This is a genomic window from Streptomyces sp. NPDC052042, from assembly GCF_044548345.1.
In the GTDB taxonomy this organism is placed as follows: Bacteria; Actinomycetota; Actinomycetes; order Streptomycetales; family Streptomycetaceae; genus Streptomyces.
In genome coordinates this window covers 26,515-48,859 of sequence record NZ_JBIUBU010000015.1, presented here as the reverse complement: position 1 = coordinate 48,859, position 22,345 = coordinate 26,515, and the positions used below count along the sequence as shown (strand labels likewise).

Here is a 22,345-nt window from a genome sequence, read left to right as displayed (position 1 = left end):
ATGAGACCGCTCCGCATCGTCGGCATCGTCGCCGGGCTCGCCGTCGTGGCCGCCTCCGCCACGACCGGCGTGATGGCCCTGGACGACGGCGGCGGCACCACCGTCACCGCGTACTTCGAACAGGCGACCGGCATCTACTCCGGGTCCGACCTGCGGATCCTCGGTGTGAAGGTCGGCAAGGTCCAGTCGGTGAAGCCGCGTGGCGAGGAGGTCGAGGTGGTGCTGCGCGTCGACAAGGGCGTCAAGGTGCCGAAGGACGCCCACGCCGTCGTCGTCGCTCCCAGCCTGATCGCCGACCGGTACGTCCAGCTCGCCCCCGCCTACACCGGCGGACCGCTGCTCGCCGACGGCGCCGAACTGCCCGCCGCGCACAACGCCACACCCGTGGAGGTCGACCAGCTCTACGCCTCCATCACCGAACTGGCCGACGCGCTCGGCCCGGAGGGCGCCAACGCACAGGGGGCGCTCGCCCGCCTCCTCGACACCGGCGCGAAGAACCTCAAGGGCAACGGCAAGGACATCGGGAACTCCATCGAGCAGTTCGGCAAGGCGACGAAGACCCTCGACAAGAGCAGCGGGGACCTCTTCGACACGCTGTCCCGCCTCCAGACGTTCACCACCATGCTGAAGGACAACGACGGCGAGGTGCGCGAGGCGGAACGCCAACTGAACTCCGTGACCGGCTTCCTGGCCGACGACAAGAAGAACCTCGGCGCCGCGCTCAAGGAACTCGGCACCGCGCTCGCCGGGGTCAAGACCTTCATCCGGCACAACCGCTCGGCACTCAAGAAGAACGTCGACGCGCTGGTGCCGCTCACCCAGACCCTCGTCGACCAGCGCGCCTCGCTGGCCGAGTCCCTCGACGTCCTTCCCCTCTCGGCGGGCAACGTGCTGAACGCGTACGACCCGAAACACCGCACGCTCAACGGCCGCACCGATCTCAACGAACTCAGCATGGGCGGCCCCCTCACCCAGCCGGGCTCCGGGCTCCGGGGGCTCTCCCCGGTGGACGCGGAACGGCAGCGGGCACTGCCCGCACTGCCGTTGCCGGCGGTGGGCACCGTCTACGGCACCCCCGGGAACGACGGCACGACGGGGGCAACCGGGCGCCACGCGGGGAAGGGGGCCGGCCGATGAGCAGGAGACCGCACCGGCCCCGGGTCCGCACGGCCACCGGCACCACCCTGGTCGCGCTCGGCACCGTCTGCACCCTCGTCCTCACCGGCTGCGGTGCCCCGTCGTTCTCGGGCATCGAGCAACTCCCCCTGCCCGGTGGCGCGGACCTCGGCGACCACCCGTACGAGATCACCGCGGACTTCGGTGACGTGCTCAGCCTCGCCCCGCAGGCCTCGGTGAAGGTCAACGACGTCTCCGTGGGCCGTGTCACCGAGATCTCGCTCGTCCCGGGCAGCTGGCACGCCAGGGTCACCCTGCGGGTCAACGGGAAGGTCCGGCTCCCCGCCAACGCCTACGCCCACCTGGAGCAGTCCAGTCTTCTCGGCGAGAAGTACGTCCAGCTCTCGCCGCCCGCACGCGGCACCGCCCACGGCACCCTCGCCGACGGCGACCGGATCCCGCTCACCCGCACCAACCGCAACCCCGAGGTCGAAGAGGTCTTCGGCGCCTTGTCCATGCTGCTGAACGGCGGCGGCATCAACCAGTTGAAGACCATCACCACCGAACTCAACAAGGCGATGTCCGGCAACGAGCCCAGGATCCGGTCGGTACTCGAACGGATCGACACACTCGTCACCGACCTCGACGAGCACCGCAAGGACATCACCGAGGCCCTCGACGGCGTCAACCGGCTCTCCACCACCCTCGCCACCCGGAAACGGCAGGTGGGCAAGGTTCTCACCGACCTCAGCCCCGGCATGAAGGTCCTGGAGAAACAGCGCGGCTCCCTGCTGACCATGCTCCGCGCCCTCGACACCCTCTCCACCGTCGCCGTCGACACCGTCAACAAGAGCAAGGCCGACACCATCGCGGACCTGAAGGCCATCGCCCCCACCCTCAAGGCGCTCGCGGACTCCGGGAACGACCTGCCCGACTCGCTTCAGGTCCTGTTCACCTACCCGTTCACGGACGAGGTGCTGCGCGGGGTGAAGGGGGACTACCTCAACGTCTACCTGGACCTGACGGCCGTGCCCGGCACGCAGATCATCCCGGCGTTCGACCCGGACGCGGTGCCGGCGCCCGCGTCGAGAGCGGCCGTGCCGACAGCCGGTGGGGGACTGCCACTGCCGCTCCCCCCGGTCACGGCACCGGCCACGACCGTCCCCGGCACACCGGGCTCCCGGACACCGGGCACGAAGGCCCCCACCACGACGGCCTCCGGGGCGGCCCGGACGACAGCCCCGGGCACGCCCCCGTCATCGCCGCCGGACGGGCCGCCGGCCTCGGGCCGGCCGTCACCCTCGGAGGGGAGCGACCGTTGATCACCCTCGCCATCAGGCTGAAGAACATCGCGTTCCTGATCATCGCGGTGCTGGTGCTCGGATATCTCGGGGTGCGGTACGCCGACCTCGGCCACTACGTCGGGCTGCGCGACTACTACACCGTCACAGTCCAACTCCCCAGGACAGGTGGACTGTTCACACACTCCAACGTCACCTACCGAGGAGTCTCCGTGGGACGGGTCGGCCCCATCGAACTCACCGACGACGGCGTCGAGGCCGAACTGCGGATCAAGGACTCCGCGCCTCCCATCCCCGACGGTACGAAGGCCGTCGTGGCCAACCTGTCGGCGGTCGGGGAGCAGTACGTCGACCTCCGGCCGACCCGCTCCACAGGCCCCTACCTGGCGAACGGCTCCGTCATCCCGCAGGCCGACGCCACCGTCCCCGCCCCCGTGACCGACATCCTCACCAGCGTCGACGGCCTCGCCGGATCGGTCGACCTGGAGTCGCTGCGCACCGTGGTCGACGAGTTCGGCGCCGCGTTCACCGGCCGGGGCGACGACCTCCAGGTCCTCCTGGACACCGGCGGCGACTTCGTGCGGGCGGCCGACGACGCGCTGCCCACCAACACCCGGCTGATGGCCGACGGGCGGGTGGTGCTGCGCACCCAGGCCGAACAGGGCGAGGCGCTCAAGGGATTCGCCTCCGGCGCCGAGGAACTGGCGGCCCAGCTCAAGGGGTCGGACACGGACCTGCGGAAGCTGATCGCCGCCGCCCCCGACGCCGCCGGCCAGATCAGCGGACTGCTGCGCGATCTGGACCCCTCGCTCGGCATCGTCGTCGCCAACCTCCTCACCACCTCCGAGGTCGCCGTGACCCGGCAGCGCGGCCTGGAGGAACTCCTGGTGAAACTGCCGGCGGTGGTGGCGGCGGGAGCCAGCGCGGTGGACGAGGGCGGTGCCAGGTTCGGCATGTCCGTCACCTTCTTCGAACCCCTGCCGTGCACCGCCGGATACGGCGGCACCGTCTACCGCAACGGCCTCGACACGTCGAAGGGCCCCGCGGTCGACACCACGGCGCGCTGCGCCTCCTCGCCCGGCACCGGCATCAACGTGCGCGGCAGCGCGAACGCCCCGAAGGGCGGACCGGTGCCGACACCCGCCAAGCCCGGCTCGCTGCGCCTCGGCGCCGATGCCGGGGGAACGCTCCCGGGCGCGCTCGGGGCCGTCGGGGACCCGTCACCCGCCCCGAGGAGCATGGCCGGACTGCTCGGACTGGAGGCGGGCCGATGAGCGCACGCGCCAGGACCCTGACCGGCTGGGCGGCCGTACTCGTCGCGGCACTGGTCTGCGCACTCGGCGGCTGGTCGTACGCACGGGCGCGCGGCGACGACACGCTCGCGTACGCGAAGAGCCGCGATGCCGCCCTGGCGGCGGGGCGTCACCACCTTGCCCGGCTGAACACCCTGGACGGCACGGACGCCAGGAGTGTGGACGAGGGGCTGGGGCAATGGCTCGACGCCTCCACCGGGCCCCTGCACGACCAGCTCGCCCGCACCCGGAAGAAGGACGCGGACGAACTCCGCAGGAGCGGCGGCACGGCGCGCGGCACCGTCACCGACGCGGCGCTGACCGCGCTCGACGAGCGGACCGGGACCGCCGAGATGATCGCGACCGTGGAGGTACGCGTCACCCCGCGCACCGGCGGACCGGGCACCGAACGCAAGCGCTTCGAGGCCGTGCTCGCCCGGGCGGCGGGCGGCTGGAAGGTCAAGTCGCTGACCGCGATCCCGGTCGGTGGCGCGTGAGGAGCGGGGGAGGACGCCGATGGTGAGCACGGACGAACGGATCGGGAACCCGGACGAGAGGGTCGCGGCCCCGGACGGGGAGCGGGTGGACGCGGGCGCCGGAGGCGTGGTGGGGGAGGACGCGGCGCCGGGGGGCGGTGCGGAGGAGGCGGACGCGGCCGGGCCGCGGCGCCGCCGGTTGGTCACCGGAGCGGTGGCGCTGCTGGCCGCCGCCCTGCTCGCGGCGGGCGTCGGGTGCTTCGTCGAGGCCGGGCGGCTGCGGGACACGCCCGCCACCGGCAACCTGGCGCTGACCGACAGCACCGCGACCGCCAGGGTCGTCGGCGATGTCAGCAACGCGCTCGCCAAGGTGTTCTCCTACGGGCCGCAGGACACCGACGCCACCAAGGAGTCGGCCGAGCGGTACCTCGCCGGGAAGGCGCTCCAGCAGTACGCGGCGCTGTTCGGCCAGGTCGAGAAGCAGGCCGGGGACCAGGGACTGACCCTCACCACCCACGTCGTACGGGCCGGGGTCACCCGGCTCACCGGCACCGGCGCCCATCTGCTGGTCTTCCTCGACCAGGTCTACGAGCGCCGGGGAAGGGCCGCCACCACGGCCGCCGCCCAGCTCTCCGTCACCGCCGAACTGCGGGGCGGGCGCTGGCGGATCGTCGACATCGCCGCCCGTTAGCCGCCGGACGGACACCGGGACGGTACGGCGCGGCATCCACCGCTCAGCTCAGTTCGGCCGGCAGGGGAGAGACAGCGATGGCACGAGTACGGACGGGGAACAACCCGCTGGTGGTGGCGGCGATCGCGCTCGCCGCCGTGGCGGCCGGGGGAGCGGCCTGGGGCGGCTGGTCCTGGTACGGAGCGGCGCACGACGGAGCGGCGGCCTTCGCGCGGACCCGCGACGACGCGCTGGCCGCGGGCGAGCAGGCCGTGCAGAACATGAACACCCTCGACCACCGGAAGCTGGAGCAGGGGCTGGACGGCTGGGAGGACTCCACCACCGGCGATCTGCACAGCCAGCTCGTCGACGGGCGGAGCGGGTTCGAGAAGCAGATCCGGGCGGCGCGGACCGTGAGCACCGCCAAGGTGCTGTCCGGGGCGCTCACCGAACTCGACGAACGGGCCGGCAAGGCGTCGGTGATGGTCGCGCTGCGGATCACCGTCACCGCCCCGAAGACCCCGCCCGCGGTGAAGGAGAGCCGGATGCTCGGTGAGCTGACGCGCACGCCCGAAGGGTGGAAGCTCAGCGCCCTCGGCCAGGCACCGGTCGGCAACACGGCCGGCTGACGCCCCCGGCCTCCCACCCCGCCCCCGAGAGGACCCCACCGACATGTCGACCACCCGACACCTCGTCAACCGCCGACGCCGTCTGGCCGCCGCCGCTGCGGAGCGCGGCACAGCCGCCGCACCGCCGCGACGGCCCGCGGGCCCGGCCGCGTCGCACGCCGAGCCCGCCCGCGCACCGATGGCGGACGAAGCCGCGGTCATGGACGAGGCCGCGGTCACGGAGGACACCTCGGCCGACGTACCGGCCGCCGACGCCGCCGGTACGGACGGGCCCGAGGCACGCGGCGCATGCCCCGGGGAGGAGGCGCGGCGGCGCCGGCGACCGCGCCTCCTCCCCGGTCTTCCCGCCGTCCTCTGCGCCCTCACGGTGCTCCTCGGTGCCTTCGCCGCCTGGGCCTTCAGCTCGGCCGCGAACCTGCGCGACGAATCCGCACGGCAGAACACCGCTCTCACCGACATCGGCCGCACCAGCGAGGTGAAGGGTCGGATCGCGGAGGCGGTCGGTGCGGTCTTCTCGTACGACTACGCCGCCCCCGCGAAGTCCGAGCGGGCGGCGAAGACCTACCTGGTCGGCAAGGCGGTCCAGCAGCACCGGGACATGCTCGCCCGGGTCCGGTCGCAGGGGCCAGGTCAGAAGCTCGTCCTCACCACGACCGTCACCGACAGCGGCGTGGAGATTCTCGACGGAAACCGGGCCCGGCTGCTGATCTTCGCCGACCAGAGCAACACCCGCACCGGCGCCTCGGAGGAGAGGACCTACGCGGCGGCGATGTTCGCCGTGGACGCCGTCCGCCGCGACGGCGCCTGGCGGATCTTGGCCATCGACACCTTCACGCAGTGACTCGGCGACTCGTCGGCCCGGGGAAAGGGGAGCACGCATGAGGTTCACCGGCACCACCCGCCGCAGGATCGGCGGCACCGCGGCCGCGGTCGCCGCCATGGCCGCGCTCACCGCGTCCCAGGCACCGATGACCGTCCACCGCGAACGGACCGCGAAGGAGCGTCAGGAGACCGAGGAGGTCAGATGGTCCCAGGCGCCCAACGACGACTCCTACCACACCGAGCTCCCGCCGCTCGCGACACCGCAGCCGCCGAGGCCCGGCGCGAAGCGGAGCCCGGCCGCCGCCCGGACCTGGGCCGAGTCCGGCATCCCCACCACCGTGCTCGCCGCCTACGGCAAGGCGGAGAGCGCGTTGCGCCGCACCGACCCCGGCTGCCTCCTGCCGTGGCAGCTGCTCGCGGCCATCGGCAGGGTCGAGTCCGGGCACGCGGGCGGCGGGCGGGTCGACGTGCACGGCACGACCCTCACCCCGATCCTCGGACCGGTGCTCGACGGTGCGGGCTTCGCCGAGATCCGGGACACCGACGACGGCGTGTACGACGGTGACCGCACCTACGACCGCGCCGTGGGCCCGATGCAGTTCATCCCCTCCACATGGGCCCACTGGGGCAGGGACGGGAACGGCGACGGCCGCCGCGACCCGAACAACGTCTACGACGCCGCCCTCGCCGCCGGCGCCTACCTCTGCGCGGGGGCCCGCGACCTGTCGGTGAAGGCCGACCTGGACCGGGCGGTCCTCGCCTACAACCACTCGGACGCCTATCTGCGCACCGTGCTGTCCTGGCTGGAGTTCTACCGCAAGGGCGTCCACCCCGTGGCCGACGGCAAGGGCGTCGTACCGAAGAGCCCCGGCGCGGGCGGCCCCGACCAGCCGAAGCGGCCGGTCGGCGGACCCGGAACCCCGGTCGGCGGCATCGTGGTGGGCCCGCAGCCCGGTGGCTCGCCCGGACCCTCGCCGTCCCCGAAGCCGTCCGCCACACCGACCGGCGCACCGCACCCGACCGGGAGCCCGGACCCCACCGGTCCGGGCGGTTCCCCCGATCCCACCGGCGGCGGAACGGCCTTGCCGGACCCCGGCACGCCCCCGGACCCCGGTGGCGCGGAACCCGGCCCCGGCTGCCCGACCGGCTCCGCGTCGCCCGGTCCGACGGCGTCGACGGGTACGACCCCGGGCCCGTCCACGGAACCGGGCACCGGCGAGGACCCCTGCCCCACCCCGTCGCCCTCAGCCACCACCGGCTGACAGCACCTCGGCCAGGTCGTACCGCACCACCTCCACCAACTGCGTGTACGTACAGCTCTCGGGGGTGCGGTCCGGCCGCCACCGTCGGAACCGGGTGGTGTGCCGGAACCGGTCGCCCTCCATGTGGTCGTACGCCACCTCGCAGACCCGCTCCGGACGCAGTGCCACCCACGACCGGTCCTTCCTCCCCGACCAGCGGCTCGGCGCCCCGGGCAGCCGGGCGGTCTCGTGCGCCTCGGCGTCCGCCCACGCCGCCCACGGATGCCCGGCGACATCGACCCGCAGTGGCTCCAGCTCCTCGACCAACTCCGCACGGCGCCTCTGCGAGAACGCCGCACAGACGCCGACGTGCTGCAGGGCACCCCCGGCGTCGTACAGACCGAGCAGCAGCGAGCCGACGACCGGTCCGCTCCGGTGGAGGCGGTACCCCGCCACCACGCAGTCGGCGGTCCGCTCGTGCTTGATCTTGTACATCACCCGGGTGTCGGGGCGGTACGGCAGATCGAGCGGCTTGGCGACCACCCCGTCGAGCCCCGCGCCCTCGTACCGTTCGAACCACTCCTCGGCGACCGCGGGGTCCCTGGTCACCGGGGCCAGATGGACGGGCGGTCCGGCGGCGGACAGTGCGGCCTCCAGTACGGTGCGCCGGTCGGACTGGGGCAGGGACAGCAGCGAGTCGTCGCCCACCGCCAGGATGTCGAAGGCGACCAGACTGGCGGGGGTCCGCTCGGCGAGCAGCCGCACCCGGGAATCGGCCGGGTGGATCCGGTCGCTGAGCCGGTCGAAGTCGAGCCGGTCGCCGTACGCCACCACGATCTCGCCGTCGATGACGCAGCGCGGCGGCAGATTGTCCCGGACGGCCGCGACCAACTCGGGGAAGTAGCGGGTGAGCGGCTTCCCGGTGCGGCTGTCGATCACCACCTGGTCGCCGTCGCGGTACACGATCGCCCGGAAGCCGTCCCACTTGGCCTCGTACTGCATGCCGGGCGGGATCTTCGCGACGGACTTGGCGAGCATCGGCTTCACGGGGGGCATCACCGGCAGATCCATGGTCCGATTCTCACCCGAGGAAGGGAGTGGTTCTCCCGATATGCGGCATATGTACGTCCGGCCTACCGTGATCGTCATGGGCGCAGCGGGTAGAGCGGTGGAGCTGGAAACCGGTGGACGGACCGTACGGCTGTCCAGTCCGGACAAGATCTACTTTCCTGCGCCGGGCTACACCAAGAAGGACGTGGCGGATTACTTCCTCGCGGTGGGGCCGGGCATCACCCGAGCCCTGCGGGACCGGCCGACCACGCTCCAGCGCTTCGTGGACGGGGTCGAGGGAGAATTCTTCTACCAGAAGCGGGCCCCGAAGAACCTCCCCGACTGGATCCCCACCGCCCGGATCACGTTCCCCAGCGGCCGCCACGCGGACGAGATCTGCCCGACCGAACCGGCCGCCGTCCTCTGGGCGGCCAACCTCGGCACGCTCACCTTCCACCCCTGGCCCGTCCGCGGCGCCGACACCGACCATCCGGACGAACTGCGCATCGATCTCGATCCACAGCCCGGAACCGAGTACGCCGACGCGGTGCGCGCCGCCCACGAGCTGCGATCCGTCCTCGACGACCACGGTCTGCGCGGTTGGCCCAAGACCTCCGGCGGCCGGGGCATCCACGTCTTCGTCCCCCTCGAACCATGCTGGACCTTCACCGAGGTCCGGCGTGCCGCCATCGCCACCGGGCGCGAACTGGAACGCCGGATGCCGGACCGGGTGACGACCGCCTGGTGGAAGGAGGAACGCGGGGAGAGGATCTTCGTCGACTTCAACCAGACCGCCCGCGACCGCACCCTCGCCTCCGCCTACTCCGTGCGCCCCCATCCGCACGCCCCGGTCTCCGCCCCGCTGCGCTGGGACGAGATCGACGACGCCGAACCGCGGGACTTCGACATCCGGACCATGCCGAAGCGCTACGCCGAGGTCGGTGACGTGCACGCGGACATGGACGAGCACGCCTTCCGGCTCGACGCCCTGCTGGAGCTGGCCGACCGGGACGAGCACGAGCGCGGTCTGGGCGATCTGCCATACCCGCCGGAGTACCCGAAGATGCCCGGCGAACCGAAACGGGTCCAGCCGAGCCGGGCCCGGAGCGACGAGGACGGCGCCGCATGAGCGCACCCGACCTGGAGCCCTCCGCACCGCACGGGGCACATGGCCGGCCGCTGAACACCCGTCAGAAATGGGCGGTGTACAAGAAATCGCCGTACCTCCCGGCCACCGTGCTGCTGTTCATCCTCGCGGCCGCCGCCGGACTCTTCGCCGGCTCCTACAGCTACGCGATGGCCAATCCGACCCCGCACCGGATCCCGATCGCCGTGGTCGGCCCTCCGGAGTCGGCACGGGGCGCGGAGTTCCTGGCCGCCATGGACCGGGCGCTCGGCGCCTCGCTCGTCATCCACGCGTACCCGACCCGGGAACGGGCACGGCAGGCGCTGGAGCGGCAGGAGGTCTTCGCGATCACGCGTGCGGACGGCCGGGGCGTCCTTCTGGACGTGGCCGGTGCCGCGGGGGCCTCCGTGGCCGAGGTGCTCACTCGGTCCGCGGCCGAGGTCGGCGCCCGGACCGGGGTCCCGGTCACGGTCCGCGACGTCAAACCGCTGCAGCGGGGCGACCCGCGCGGACTCGCCCTCTTCTACATCTCGCTCGCCGCGGTGATCGTCGGTTTCGTCGGCGCGATCCAGCTGAGCGTGCACGCGCGGGCGCTGGTGCCCGTGGAGCGGATCGCCTTCACGGTCGCTTACTCGCTGCTCGGCGCCTTCGCGATCGCCGCGGTGGTCGACTGGCTGCTCGGCGCCCTGGACCTGCCGTTCCTCCACTCGTGGCTGATCCTGGCGCTCACCATGTTCACCACGGGCATGGTCTTCACGATGTTCAACACCCTGATGGGGCGTTGGGCGATGCTGCCCACCTGGGGCGTGATGGTGCTGCTGGGCAATCCGTCCTCCGGCGGCGCGGTGTCCTGGCCGCTGCTGCCCTCGGTGCTCGGGCACATCGGCCGCTGGCTCCCGCCGGGGGCCTCGGTCAACGCCCAGCACACGGCCGTCTACTACCGGGGGCACCAGTTCCTCTTCCCGTATCTGGTGCTCGGCGGCTGGGCGCTGGTCTCCTGCACGGTGTTCTGGGTGTGGCGCCATCGGCATCCCGGTGGCCGCGACCACGCGCCCCGGCATGCGGCCACGGCCGACTGAGCCCGCCCGGCGACGCGCCCTCGGCTCCCGGTCCCGTCGCCGCGGTCCCCGCCCGGTGACCCGGCGCGCTCCGCAAGGGCACCCGACCTCGCCGGGCACCGCGACCGCGGAAGCGGCCGGGACACCGTGCGGGACGCGCCGGCGGCCGTGGCGGCGCGGGAACACGGTCCGCATGGCGCGCACGAGCGGGGGATTCTCCTGAAAATCGTTGTGGGCCGTCCGAGGGGCAGCCGCGCCCCGCCTATCACGGCAGCCTCTGAAGCCGCCGCACGCCCCGTAACCTCCGTAATCGCCGCCTTTTCCGCGGCCCTTTGATCCGGGCCGGATCCGGGACGGTGCCGTCCGCACGCGGCCCGGGGCGGCCCCAGTGATCCGGCCAAGTTCGCACACACTCCGTAAATTCGTAAGGCAGTGGGGAGTTCGGCATGGACAGAAGGAGCTTCAACCGGAGGTTCCTGGTGGGCGGCGGGGTGGCGGCCGCAACCGGGGTGACATCGTTGTCCCTCGGCGCCGTCGAGGCCAGTTCGGCGCAGGCCGGGCCGAGAACCGCCCCGCCCGGCGGTGCCGTGCGCCGCCTGCGGATGTACGCGGAGAAGCTGGCGGACGACCGGATGGGATTCGGACTGAGCAAGGGCAGGGCCACGGTCCCCGGACCGCTCATCGAACTCAACGAGGGCGACACCCTGCGGATCGAGCTGCACAACACGACGGATGTGCCGGTCAGCCTTCACCCGCACGGCGTGGACTACGACATCGCCAGCGACGGCACCCGGATGAACAAGAGCATGACCGAGCCCGGCGGCACCCGGACCTACACCTGGCACACCCACGCCCCGGGCAGGCGTCGGGACGGCAGTTGGCGGGAGGGCAGCGCGGGCTACTGGCACTACCACGACCACGTCGTCGGCACGGACCACGGCACCGAAGGAATCCGGAAGGGGCTGTACGGTCCCCTGATCGTCCGCCGCAGGGGCGACATCCTGCCGGACAAGACCATCACGATCGCCTTCAACGGCACGACGGTCAACAACAGTCCGGCCCGCCGAGCCCCCGACTTCCGTGCCACCGTGGGGGAGCGTCTCGAAGTCGTGATGATCACCCACGGCGACTACTTCCACACCTTCCATCTGCACGGACACCGCTGGGTGGACAGTCGGACCGGTCTGCTCACCGGCCCGGACGACCCCAGCCCCGTCATCGACACGAAGACCGTCGGCCCGGCGGACTCCTTCGGCTTCCAGATCATCGCGGGGGAACGGGTGGGGGCGGGGGCCTGGATGTACCACTGCCATGTGCAGAGCCACTCCGACCTGGGCATGGCCGGACTGCTGCTGGTCGCCGAACCGGACGGCACCGTGCCGGGCCACGACCCGCACGGCCCGGGGTCCCACAGCACACCCGTACCGGAGAAGACCCCCTCGGGCGGTACCGCGCCGGGCAAGGGCGCACCGGACACGACCACGTCGGACAAGACGCCTGCCGGCACACCGGGCACCGGTCCGGCGGCGTCCGGCACGGCCACCCCCGGTGCGCCGGCCGCCGGCGGGGCCGGACACGACCCGGCGGCGCACGGCTCCTGACCCGGAGACCGGCGGTGCGAAGGGCCCGGTCCGGTCAGCCGTCCTCCGCCGAGGGGCCGGGGACGTCGACGGCTCCGGCGGCCCCGACCGGTGAGGCCGGTTCGGTGGCCCCGGCGGCGTCGGCCGCCCGCGACGCGAGGCGCCGCTGCTCCTCCTCGACGATGCGGCGGGCGAGCGTCCCGTCCGACACGTCCACGGCGTCCGGAGTCGTCTCGGCGACATCGCTGCGCCGCGCGTACAGGTCGAACAGCCGCTCCTTGCGGGCCAGGATGTCCAGAATCCGCTCGTCGACGCTGTCGGCCGTGAGGAGCCGGTGCACCCGGACGGTCCGTATCTGCCCCATCCGGTGCGCGCGGGCCACCGCCTGATGCTCCATCGTCGGTTTGATCTGCGGTTCGCACAGGATGACCACGGAAGCGGCCTGCAGGTTGAGCCCGGTGCCCCCGGCCTGGATCTGACTCAGCAGCACCGCATGGCCCCGGGCGGCGGTGAACGCGTCGACGATCTCCTGGCGCCGGGCGGCCGGGACATGTCCCGCCAGCGGCCCGAACACGTCCTCCCCGAGAGCCTGTCCGACGGCGTCGAGAACCTCGCGGAAGTACGAGAACACCACGACCTTGAGGCCGTTCTCCGCGGCCTCGGCGACCAACTCGCGCAGCCGGTTCAGCTTCGCGGAAGCGGCGGGCCGGGCGTACGCGGCCCGCCGCATCCGCATGAACCGCCCGGTGTCCACCGCCTCGCGGTAGGCGGCGAGATCGTCCTCGCTGAACTCCTCCCACTCGTCGACCTGCACCAGGGCCGGGAGTTCGGTGAGCACGTCCTCCTGGTTGCGGCGCAGGTAGGCGGGGGCGACGGCCCTGCGGAACGCGTGCGAACCGGCGGCTCCGTGGGTGATGCGGACCGAAGGGGCCAGTTCGGGCTGGAGGTGGCGGACGAGGCTGCGGAACTCCTCGACCCGGTTCTCCATCGGCGTGCCGGTGAGGAAGAGCACCCGCTCGGTGTGCCGCGTCCAACCGGACACCGCCCGGGAACGGCGGGTCTCCGGGTTCTTCACGTAGTGGGCCTCGTCGACCACCAGCATGCCGGTCTTCACCCCGTTGTCCCGGGGAGCCGGCAGGGTGTGCAGGGCGTCGTACGTGGTGACGGCGACACCGCCGCCCTCCCGCCACTCGGCGAAGGCGCCCAGCCGCTCGGGGCCGTGCACCGGCAGGGGCCGCAGCGTGGAGCGGGCACGGACCTCGCGCGCCCAGTTGATCAGCACGCTCGCGGGGCACACCACCAGGAAGTGCGTCTCGCCGTGCGCCGCGAGATGCGCGAGCGCGGCGATCGCCTGCACGGTCTTGCCCAGCCCCATCTCGTCACCGAGTATCACCCGCTTCTGCGCCAGCGCGAACCGGGCTCCGAACGACTGGTAGCCGCGCAGCGAGACCCGCAGATGCGCGTCGTCCAGCCGCAGACCGCGCACCCGGTCGGCGATCCCCGCCGGGACGAACCCCTCGGACGCGTCCCGGTCCGGGCCGATGCCCGACATCTCGGCGAGCAGGCTGTAGTACTCGGCGGACCGCAGTTCGAAGTCGACCCAGGCCGCGAGGCCGTCCACTTCCCGCAGCAGATCGGCCGACGCCTGACCGAACAGCAGCGGCAGCCCGTTCCTCTCCGCCTCGTCGACGGTGTCGCGCACCGAGGCGACGGCTGTCAGCGCACCGCTACGGGCCTGCCGCCCGGCGAACAGCAGACGCAACCGCCCCCGCGCGGGCCCCGCTGCGGCCGACAAGGGCTCCAGGCGCGCGACGAACCGGCCCGCCGCGTCCACCGCCCGGCGGACGCCGGGCCCCGCCTCGACCAGCCGGTGCAGCGCGATCAGCAGTGCGGTCGTGGCCTCGTCCGGGGCGTCCACATCGATGCGCACCGCGACGGTGTCCCGTACGGCGTGGGCGATCTGGCCGGCCGCCGCCAGCGCCTGATCGGCGGTCTGCGCACCGACGCCGGGAAGCTGGCGCAACTCGTAGCGGTTCGCCGCGTGGACCTGGTCGACGGTCGTGAAACCGGCCTGCTCCACGGCGCCGAGCCGCAACCGTCCCTCGGTCACGTCCTTCAGCCGGGAGACCGGGATGGCGGACAGCTCCCGGCGGACGAGTTCGTCGACCAGCGGCTCCAGCGCCGTGCGCACGGCGCCGACGGCGCCCGCGTGATCGGCCGGCACCGCGCGTGCCGTGCACAGCAGTTGCTCGGCCCGCTCCAGGAGCTCCCGGGCGGCCCGTCCCGTGGGTGCCCCGGCCTGTGCCGGTCCGGCCTCTGTCATCTGCGTTCCTCTGTCCGCGCCGCCGGGCGGCCGTTCCGCCCGGCACCTGCCCCGAGCGCTCCATATCGTGCCACGCGCCGCCGACAGCACCCCGGCCCGGTGACCGGCCCCGACGGGCTCCGGCCCGCGAACGCAGTCGACCCCGCCCGGCACGCCGACGTCTTCCTGACCTGGGCCGAACCCCGGCATCCGCTGAAGGAGGAGCCGGCGCGGGTGCGCGCGCACCCGCGCGGGAGGGCGCCCCGGGCCGGGACGCGTCTCCCTCGTCGCCCGGAACACGGAGGGCGAGGCCGGGGCCGCGCCGACCGGCTCCTCGACGTCACGACCGAGGCCACGTACGCCGGGGCGTGTCGAGGTTCTCCGGGCCGGGACGGGCTTGTACGCTCCAAAAGGCGCCGACGGCCGCCGGGCGAACGGAACCCGCCCCGATCCGCCGTGCGCGGAGGCCGGGAAGGCCGGGGCAGGAGAAGCGGAAGGCCGTGGGCGGGGTCGGCGAGATCGGCCGGAAAGCACCGGCGCGCCGCGTTGATGGCGCGTTGATCGGTTGTTTATCGAAGCCGTGCACTGTGGGTGCCATGCTGATCAACACCGCTTCCGACCCCGCACTCGCCTGGCAGGAGACAGCGTTGTGCGCGCAGGCGGGACCCGAATTCTTCTTCCCCGCCCCCGGCAGTTCCACCCGCGAGGCCAAGCAGCTCTGCAACGCCTGCGAGGGGCGCGTGGCCTGCCTGGAGTACGCCCTGGCCAACGACGAGCGCTTCGGCGTGTGGGGCGGTCTCTCCGAGAAGGAGCGGGAACGGCTGCGCAGAAGCGGACGCAAGCGGGCCTGAGCTCCCCGGTGCCATGTTCCGGGCCCGCCCCGGGCCGTGCCGTCACGGACCGGCGGGCCGGGGTGACCGCACCGCCTGCGACAGTGTGGGTGTGAACGAAAAGGAAAACGGCCGGGACACCCTGCTCGCGGCGGCCGTACGGCTGCGCGTCGAGGGCCGCCCCGAGGAGGCCCGCAGCCTGCTGCTGTCCCTCTCCGCCGCCCACCCCACCGATGCCGAAGTGGCCTACCAGACGGCGTGGGTCCACGATGTGCTCGGCCTGGAGGCCGAGGCCGTACCGTTCTACGAACGCTGCCTGCACGGTCCTGGCCTGTCCGAGGAGGACCGCCGGGGCGCGCTCCTCGGCCTGGGGAGCACCCATCGGGTGCTCGGCCGGTACGACAGGGCCGTCGAGGTCCTGAGCGCGGGCGTCGAGGAGTTCCCCGACGACGGGGCGCTGCGGGCCTTCCTCGCCATGGCCCTGTTCAACACCGGCGAGTACCACGCTTGCACGCGCCTGCTGCTGGAGCTGGTGGCCGCCGACGGCCAGGACCCGTACGTGCGGCAGTACCGCAAGGCGATCGAGCACTACGCGCGCGACCTGTGGGCGACGGGATGAGTCCGGCGGCGGGCGCCCTCCCGGCCGCCGCCGGCACGAGCGGAGGGCCGCACGGTGATGTCCGGGCGGGAGGGCGGACCGGGGATCAGGCTCCCGCGCGCGCGGCCATCCGCGCCTTGCGGGCGGCGAGCTTCTCGTCGAACTTCGCCGCCTCCGCGTCGAGGCCGTCCATGTACAGGCCCAGTTCCTCCTGGGCGCGCAGGCCGTCGGGGCCCAGCCCGTCGACCTGCAACACCTTCAGATAACGCAGCACCGGCTGGAGCACGTCGTCGTGGTGGATGCGCAGGTTGTAGACCTCGCCGATCGCCATCCGCGCGGCGGCCCGCTCGAAGCCCGGGATCCCGTGGCCCGGCATCCGGAAGTCGACGACGACGTCCCGCACGGCCCGCATCGTCTCGTCCGGGGCGATCTCGAACGCCGCGCCCAGCAGGTTGCGGTAGAAGACCATGTGCAGGTTCTCGTCGGTCGCGATGCGCGCCAGCATCCGGTCGCACACGGGGTCGCCGGACTCACGGCCGGTGTTGCGGTGCGAGACGCGGGTGGCCAGCTCCTGGAAGGCGACGTACGCCACGGAGCGCAGCATCGAGTGGCGGTTGTCGGACTCGAAGCCCGATCCCATGTGCGCCATCCGGAACCGCTCCAGCGCGTCCGGGTCCACGGCCCGCGAGGTGAGGAGGTAGTCGCGCATCACGATTCCGTGCCGGCCCTCCTCGGCGGTCCAGCGGTGCACCCATGTGCCCCAGGCGCCGTCACGGCCGAAGAGCGTGGCGATCTCGTGGTGGTAGCTCGGAAGGTTGTCCTCCGTCAGCAGGTTGACGACGAGGGCGGTCCTGCCGATGTCGGTCACCTTCGACTGATCGGCCCGCCACTCCTCACCGTCCTCGAAGAGACCCGGGAAGTTCCGCCCGTCGGAGAACGGCACGTACTCGTGCGGCATCCAGTCCTTGGCGACCTTGAGGTGGCGATTGAGCTCCTTCTCGACCACCTCTTCCAGGGCGTACAGCAGTCGGGCGTCGGTCCACGCCTTGGAACTGCCGAGGTGGGGAGCGGTGATCGTCACGGGGGACTCCTGGGGACGGGAGATTTACCTACGGGAACGTAGGTTACGAGACCGTAGGTTAAAGCCGTGGTAAGCCCCCCGCCAACTCGACCCCTCTCAAGCGGTTCTGAAACCCCCCTCGAAAACGTGTCTACCCGCAGGCCGGGGGAAAAGGGTCATCCCTCGCCGCCCCGCTCCAGGTCCCGGCGCAGGTACTCGGCCGTGAACGAGGTGCGGTGAGCGAGCAGCGCCGCGGGGGTCCCCTCGAAGAGGACCTCGCCACCGTTGCGGCCTCCGTCGGGGCCGAGGTCGATCACCCAGTCCGCGCGTCTGACCACATCGAGGTCGTGCTCCACGCAGATCACGCTGTTGCCCGCGTCCACGAGCCGGTCCAGCAGGCCGACGAGCGATCCCGTGTCCGCCATGTGCAGCCCGGTGGTCGGTTCGTCGAGGATGTACACGGCACCGGTCCGGTGCAGCCGGGTGGCCAGTTTGATGCGCTGGCGCTCACCACCGGAGAGGGTGCTGAGGGGCCGACCGAGGGGCAGGTGCGTCAGGCCGACCTCGTCGAGGGCCCGCAGCCTGCGCAGCACGGCCGGATCGTCGAAGAGCCGCGCGGCCCGCGCGGCGGTCATCTCCAGCACGTCGACGATGGACGCGCCGCCGACCCGGTACCGCAGCACCTCGTCGTGGAAACGCCGTCCCTCGCACACCGCGCAGGTGATGGTCACCGGGTCCATGAACGCGAGATCGGTGCAGATGACGCCCCGGCCCGAGCAGTTCCCGCACGCACCGGACGAGTTGAAGCTGAAGAGCCCCGGGGCGACGCCGTTCTCACGGGCGAAGATCCTGCGGATGGGGTCCAGCGCGCCGAGGTACGAGGCGGGGGTGGAGCGCGACGAGGCGGCGATCGCACCCTGGTCGACGACCACCGCCTCCGGATACGCCGCCGTGAAAACCCGTGAGACCAGGGTCGACTTGCCGGATCCGGCCACTCCCGTCACCACCGTCAGGACACCGCTCGGGAACGCCACGTCCACGTCCTTGAGGTTGTGCAGCGCGGCGCCCGTCACCGGCATCCACCCGGTGGGGGGCCGGAACGTCTCCTTGACGTGCCCGCCCCGGCGCAGATACCGGCCGGTGAGCGTGTCCGCCCGGCGCAGCCGTTCCACGGGCCCCTCGAAGACGACGCGTCCGCCGTCGGCCCCCGCCCGCGGCCCCATGTCGACGACGTGGTCCGCCACCGCGATCACATCCGGGTCGTGCTCGACGACCAGGACGGTGTTGCCCCGGTCGCGCAGCCGGACCAGCAGGTCGTTCAGCCGGCCGACGTCGCGCGGATGCAGTCCCACGCTCGGCTCGTCGAGGACGAAGGTCAGTCCGGTCAGCGAACTGCCCAGATGCCGAACCAGCTTGAGCCGCTGCCCCTCGCCGCCGGACAGGGTGGTGGTCTCGCGGTCCAGGCTGAGGTAGCCGAGCCCGATGCCGACCAGCCGCTCCAGTCGTTCGCGCGCGGCCGAGGCGACCGGACCGGCCACCGGATCGTCGATCGCGGCCAGCACCTTCACCAGGTCCGTCACCTCCATCCGCGCGTAGTCGGCGATGGAGAGGCCGTCGATCCGGGTGGCGAGCGCCGCCGCGTTCAGCCGGGCACCCGCGCAGGAGGCGCACACCGATTCGGTGGTGAAGCGAGCGGCGGTCGCGCGCCGCCGCTCCGAGAGCCCTTCGGTGTCCCGCTTCAGGTGGAGCCGGGTGAAGCGTTCGACGATGCCCTCGAACCGCACGTCGGCCGAGGACGACTTCAGCCTCAGCCGCACGGTGAACCCGGCGCCGTGGAGCAGGAGCCGCATCTCCTCGTCGGTGAAGTCCCGGAGCGGCTTGTCGTTGTCGAAGCGCCCCGAACCGGCGTACAACTGCCACTCCCAGCCGCCCACCGAGAGCCCCGGCAGCAACAGCGCGCCGTCGTTGAGCGACTTGTCGGGGTCGATCGCCCGGTCGACGTCGAGACGCACCGTGTGCCCCAGGCCGTCGCACTCCGGGCACATGCCGTCCGGTTCGTTGAAGGAGTACGCGGTCGCCGGGCCGGCGCTCGGCGTTCCGTGCCGGGAGAACAGCACACGGATGGCCGACCAGATGTCGGTCATGGTGCCGACGGTGGAGCGGGCGTTGCCGCCGATCGGCTTCTGGTCCACCACGATCGCCACGTTCAGGTCGTTGATCGAGTCCATCTGGGGCCGCTCGTACTTCGGCAGCCGGTTGCGGATGAACGAGCCGAACGTCTCGTTCAGCTGCCGTTGGGACTCCACGGCGATCGTGCCGAAGACGAGCGACGACTTGCCCGAGCCGGACACGCCGGTGAAGACGGTGATCCGTTCCTTGGGGACGGTGAGGGAGACATCGCGCAGATTGTTCGCGCGTGCCCCGGTGACGACGATGCTCCGGTCCGTTTTCGGGAGGGTGGGCTGATCCATGCGGCCGAAGCTAACGGCGATACCCGACACCCTCTGTCTGGATTCCCGGGTGGCCGGATTCCTCCACGGGGCCCGGTCGGCCCCGCGGGAGGGCTGCTCAGAGCTGTCGGCGTACTCGGAGCGAACGCGCTCGCCGCAGGGGCGCCGTGGTGCGGGCGTGCGGGACGGCCCGGAGGGTCAGAGGAGGTGGTCAGCGGCCCCCGACTTCAGCGCGGAGATCAGCGCCCGCAGTGCCTCCACGGAGTCGCTGACGTGCACGTCGGTGTCCGTCGTGGAGCCGATGTACGCGCGGCCCTGGTCGTCGAGCCCGAAGCGGAAGCAGTTGGCGCCCTCGCTGCAGAAGGGGTCGTCCCAGTGGATCTCGGTCATGGTCAGTCCTCTCACAGGTGCCGGGTCACAGGTCCCGGGCTATGGTCCGGATGAGGTCGCGTGATTCCCCGACCGGGAGCGCGAGCGCCCGAAGACGCCCCAACAGGCCGCGGTATCGGCGTAGTTGCATGTCGGAGTCCAACACCATCGAGCCGTGCGAGGAATCGAGCTGCACAGTATCGAGCTGGGGTACCGGGGCGCCCGCGTAGGTGAACGACTGCCCCGCGCCGGGGAGGCCGCCGGCGGTGAACGGGATGACCCGGACGGTGATCCGGTCCCGTTCGGACCGGACGAGGACGTGGTCCAGCTGGGCGCGCGCCACCTCCGGGCCGCCGAACTGCATGCGCAGGGCCGCCTCGTGGATCACCGCCTCGTAGGAGGGGGGACGGTGGTCCCGGTCCAGCACCTCCTGGCGGCGCAGCCGCAGGGCGAGCCGGGCGTTCAGATCCGGGCCGGGCAGCGGGGGATCGGCCATGGCGAAGAGGGCCCGTGCGTGCTCCTCGGTTTGCAGCAGGCCGGGAATGTGGATGGTCGTCGACGTGCTCAGGTCGACCGCGTGGTGTTCGAGTTCGGCGATGTCCAGCAGCCCGGGGGGCAGCAGTCCGCGGTGCTCCTCCCACCAGCCCCTGGCCCGTTCCTGGGCCATCTCGGCGAGCAGGTCGATCAGGCCGGTGTCCGGGCAGCCGTAGTTGAACGCGAGGGTGCGGACCCGCTCGGCGCTGATGCCGAACCGGCCCGATTCGATGTTCGGGATGCGGGTGCGGTCGACGCCCAGCAGGGCGGCGGCCTGCTGCACCGACATCCCCGACTGCTCGCGCAGCCTGCGCAGTTCGGCGCCCAGGCGTTGCTGCCGGGCGGTCGGGGTGCTTCTGGGTGGCACGGTGGATGGTCCTTTCCGAGGATCGTCCCGAACGAAACAACCGGAACCGGGCAAGTGGTAGCACTGTGCTCCGGGGTGCGCTACCGTCGGTAGTGCAAGTCTCACACGGGGCGACTTACCTCGGTTGTGATCGTCAACACAATTACCGGAAATGTGGGCATCTTGATGAAGGGCGCATTGCGTTGCCTCCCGGCTCCCGTACCGGTCGGACCCCGGCCGCCCAGGGAGGACAACCTCAGCTACTCGTTCGCTTTACCGGGTGGCGCGTTCTGTGCCGGCGTCGCGCGTGGAACCGTGGGCACGCTCCTCGAACGGCACGGACTCTCGGAACTCCGTGAGACGGCTGTTCTCGCCGCCTCCGAACTGGTCGCCGCCGCCTACCGGTTCACTCCGGACCGGGAAATGCTCCTGCGCGTCCACTGGCAGTTCGACGCACTGCGCGTCATTCTCTACGACCAGCATCCGCCCCATGGTTCGGCCGAGAAGTCCGAGAAGTGCCGCCGACGGCGCAGCGAGAGCATGTGGTTGCTGGCGGCGGCGGTCGACTCGCACGGCGGGGACTGGGGACTCGCCCCCGCGCTGACCCCGTCCGGCGGCTGCAAGACCTGGGCATTGCTCCACCGCTGACCGCACGACCCACGCGTCCGCCGTCCGTATCCGGCCCGGAACCCCGGGCCGCCGGATCCCGGGGAGCGGACAGCGGCCCGCCCTCTGACAAGGCGGAACGAGACGGAACGAGGCGGCCCGACGGCGCGGGTCCGGCCGGTCAGATTCCGCCGAACAGATCGGTCAGGTCCCGGTCGAGATCCAGGAACCGGTGCTCGTCGCCGGACGGCACCAGTGCCTGCGCGCGTTCGAGGAACAGCCGCAGCTCCGCGGTGCGGACGTGGACCATCGCGATCCCCTCGACGGCGTGGAACTCCAGGACCGTGCGGTCGTAGCCGTACGGCCTGATGCGTACGTCTCCGACACCGGCGGCTTCGTCCATTCCCGTGGCGAGCAACTCCCGGGAGAACTCCCAGGACACGTCGGTGCCCTCCAGGGTCGCCGTCGCCGGGAACGCCATGTGTACGGCGAACGGGTCTCTCCGGTCGTACCGCAGAGTGGCGGGAAGCGTCTCCATCCGCGGTGCCGACGCGACGATGCGGGCCTGTACGGGCTGTTCGATGACGGTGGACAAGACCTGCTCCCTCTCTCGGCCGGATGAACGGTTCCCGACAAAGACAGAGACGGCGGATCCCCCGCTCGCGTGCACAGGACGGCGGGTGAGTTGTGTCACTGGGCGCCGGGCACCGGTCGTGTACCCGCTTCATGGCTCGGCATCCGGGCCATGTACGGCCGCGGGACGACCTCCGGTGCCTCACGAGCCGAGGGAGAGCAGAGGGAGGGACGAGGGAGGAAGAGACGGCCCGTGCCATGGGGTTCCGCTCGCGTCAGGGGATTCCGTGCGGCGGCACCGACCAGGGGGACGGGG

General features: G+C 72.1%; 21 protein-coding genes. 14 read left to right on the top strand and 7 right to left on the bottom strand.

Annotated elements, in window-relative coordinates; all coding sequences use genetic code 11:
- The 8 genes from ACIHCL_RS23390 to ACIHCL_RS23355 all read left to right on the top strand — a co-directional run bounded on the left by ACIHCL_RS23390 (position 1) and on the right by ACIHCL_RS23355 (position 7,568).
- Positions 1–1,137 (top strand): MCE family protein, encoded by a 1,137-nt coding sequence (locus tag ACIHCL_RS23390; RefSeq protein ID WP_399864471.1) that lies wholly within the window; start codon positions 1–3, stop codon positions 1,135–1,137.
- Positions 1,134–2,438: an MCE family protein gene (locus tag ACIHCL_RS23385; RefSeq protein ID WP_399864470.1), complete on the top strand. Its 1,305-nt coding sequence runs from the start codon at positions 1,134–1,136 to the stop codon at positions 2,436–2,438. The genes ACIHCL_RS23390 and ACIHCL_RS23385 overlap by 4 nt, the downstream gene beginning before the upstream one ends.
- Positions 2,435–3,691 (top strand): MlaD family protein, encoded by a 1,257-nt coding sequence (locus ACIHCL_RS23380; RefSeq protein WP_399864468.1) that lies wholly within the window; start codon positions 2,435–2,437, stop codon positions 3,689–3,691. Before ACIHCL_RS23385 ends, ACIHCL_RS23380 begins: the two co-directional genes overlap by 4 nt.
- On the top strand, positions 3,688–4,206 hold the full coding sequence (locus tag ACIHCL_RS23375; protein WP_399864467.1) for a hypothetical protein: 519 nt from the start codon (positions 3,688–3,690) through the stop codon (positions 4,204–4,206). Before ACIHCL_RS23380 ends, ACIHCL_RS23375 begins: the two co-directional genes overlap by 4 nt.
- A 19-nt stretch (positions 4,207–4,225) precedes the next feature.
- Complete coding sequence (locus tag ACIHCL_RS23370; RefSeq protein ID WP_399864465.1) at positions 4,226–4,876, top strand: hypothetical protein; 651 nt, start codon at positions 4,226–4,228, stop codon at positions 4,874–4,876.
- Between the two features lie 77 nt (positions 4,877–4,953).
- Positions 4,954–5,484, top strand: a complete 531-nt coding sequence (locus ACIHCL_RS23365) for a hypothetical protein (protein ID WP_399864463.1) — start codon at positions 4,954–4,956, stop codon at positions 5,482–5,484.
- Between the two features lie 43 nt (positions 5,485–5,527).
- Entirely contained in the window at positions 5,528–6,325 is a 798-nt protein-coding gene (locus ACIHCL_RS23360; RefSeq protein ID WP_399864462.1) for a hypothetical protein, read from the top strand.
- A 37-nt stretch (positions 6,326–6,362) separates the two neighbouring features.
- Entirely contained in the window at positions 6,363–7,568 is a 1,206-nt protein-coding gene (locus tag ACIHCL_RS23355) for a lytic transglycosylase domain-containing protein (protein ID WP_399864461.1), read from the top strand.
- On the opposite strand, the gene ACIHCL_RS23350 is transcribed toward ACIHCL_RS23355, so the two are convergent.
- Positions 7,551–8,618 (bottom strand): ATP-dependent DNA ligase, encoded by a 1,068-nt coding sequence (locus ACIHCL_RS23350; RefSeq protein ID WP_399864460.1) that lies wholly within the window; start codon positions 8,616–8,618, stop codon positions 7,551–7,553. The two genes, ACIHCL_RS23355 and ACIHCL_RS23350, sit on opposite strands and share 18 nt — an antisense overlap.
- Before the next feature lie 97 nt (positions 8,619–8,715).
- Here ACIHCL_RS23350 and ligD point away from each other — a divergent pair, with 97 nt between their 5' ends.
- The 3 genes from ligD (at position 8,716) to ACIHCL_RS23335 (ending at position 12,382) form a co-directional block, all read left to right on the top strand.
- Positions 8,716–9,726, top strand: a complete 1,011-nt coding sequence (gene ligD / locus ACIHCL_RS23345; RefSeq protein ID WP_399864623.1) for a non-homologous end-joining DNA ligase — start codon at positions 8,716–8,718, stop codon at positions 9,724–9,726.
- Positions 9,723–10,802 (top strand): ABC transporter permease, encoded by a 1,080-nt coding sequence (locus tag ACIHCL_RS23340; protein WP_399864459.1) that lies wholly within the window; start codon positions 9,723–9,725, stop codon positions 10,800–10,802. Before ligD ends, ACIHCL_RS23340 begins: the two co-directional genes overlap by 4 nt.
- Positions 10,803–11,227: 425 nt before the next feature.
- Complete coding sequence (locus ACIHCL_RS23335; protein ID WP_399864458.1) at positions 11,228–12,382, top strand: multicopper oxidase domain-containing protein; 1,155 nt, start codon at positions 11,228–11,230, stop codon at positions 12,380–12,382.
- Positions 12,383–12,416: 34 nt separating this feature from the next.
- Here the strand turns inward: ACIHCL_RS23335 and ACIHCL_RS23330 are convergent, their stop codons facing one another.
- The gene (locus ACIHCL_RS23330; protein WP_399864457.1) at positions 12,417–14,684 is read right to left on the bottom strand and encodes a DEAD/DEAH box helicase; all 2,268 of its coding nucleotides are present in this window, start codon (positions 14,682–14,684) and stop codon (positions 12,417–12,419) included.
- 575 nt (positions 14,685–15,259) lie between these two features.
- On the opposite strand from ACIHCL_RS23330, the gene ACIHCL_RS23325 reads away from it, so the two are divergent.
- Positions 15,260–15,514, top strand: coding sequence for a WhiB family transcriptional regulator (locus tag ACIHCL_RS23325; protein WP_399864455.1), 255 nt, complete (start codon positions 15,260–15,262; stop codon positions 15,512–15,514).
- 91 nt (positions 15,515–15,605) lie between these two features.
- On the top strand, positions 15,606–16,112 hold the full coding sequence (locus ACIHCL_RS23320; RefSeq protein WP_399864453.1) for a tetratricopeptide repeat protein: 507 nt from the start codon (positions 15,606–15,608) through the stop codon (positions 16,110–16,112).
- Between the two features lie 85 nt (positions 16,113–16,197).
- Here ACIHCL_RS23320 and ACIHCL_RS23315 read toward each other — a convergent pair whose 3' ends face one another.
- The 4 genes from ACIHCL_RS23315 to ACIHCL_RS23300 form a co-directional block, all read right to left on the bottom strand.
- Positions 16,198–17,172, bottom strand: coding sequence for an acyl-ACP desaturase (locus ACIHCL_RS23315; protein ID WP_399864452.1), 975 nt, complete (start codon positions 17,170–17,172; stop codon positions 16,198–16,200).
- 155 nt (positions 17,173–17,327) lie between these two features.
- A complete protein-coding gene (locus tag ACIHCL_RS23310) occupies positions 17,328–19,622 on the bottom strand; it encodes an ATP-binding cassette domain-containing protein (RefSeq protein ID WP_399864450.1) in 2,295 nt (764 codons plus the stop codon).
- 177 nt (positions 19,623–19,799) lie between these two features.
- Positions 19,800–19,991, bottom strand: coding sequence for a hypothetical protein (locus tag ACIHCL_RS23305; RefSeq protein WP_399864449.1), 192 nt, complete (start codon positions 19,989–19,991; stop codon positions 19,800–19,802).
- Positions 19,992–20,016: 25 nt separating this feature from the next.
- On the bottom strand, positions 20,017–20,871 hold the full coding sequence (locus ACIHCL_RS23300) for a Scr1 family TA system antitoxin-like transcriptional regulator (RefSeq protein WP_399864448.1): 855 nt from the start codon (positions 20,869–20,871) through the stop codon (positions 20,017–20,019).
- 294 nt (positions 20,872–21,165) lie between these two features.
- On the opposite strand from ACIHCL_RS23300, the gene ACIHCL_RS23295 reads away from it, so the two are divergent.
- Complete coding sequence (locus ACIHCL_RS23295; RefSeq protein WP_399864446.1) at positions 21,166–21,498, top strand: ATP-binding protein; 333 nt, start codon at positions 21,166–21,168, stop codon at positions 21,496–21,498.
- Between the two features lie 139 nt (positions 21,499–21,637).
- On the opposite strand, the gene ACIHCL_RS23290 is transcribed toward ACIHCL_RS23295, so the two are convergent.
- On the bottom strand, positions 21,638–22,051 hold the full coding sequence (locus ACIHCL_RS23290) for an SsgA family sporulation/cell division regulator (protein ID WP_399864445.1): 414 nt from the start codon (positions 22,049–22,051) through the stop codon (positions 21,638–21,640).
- Positions 22,052–22,345 lie beyond the last annotated feature (294 nt).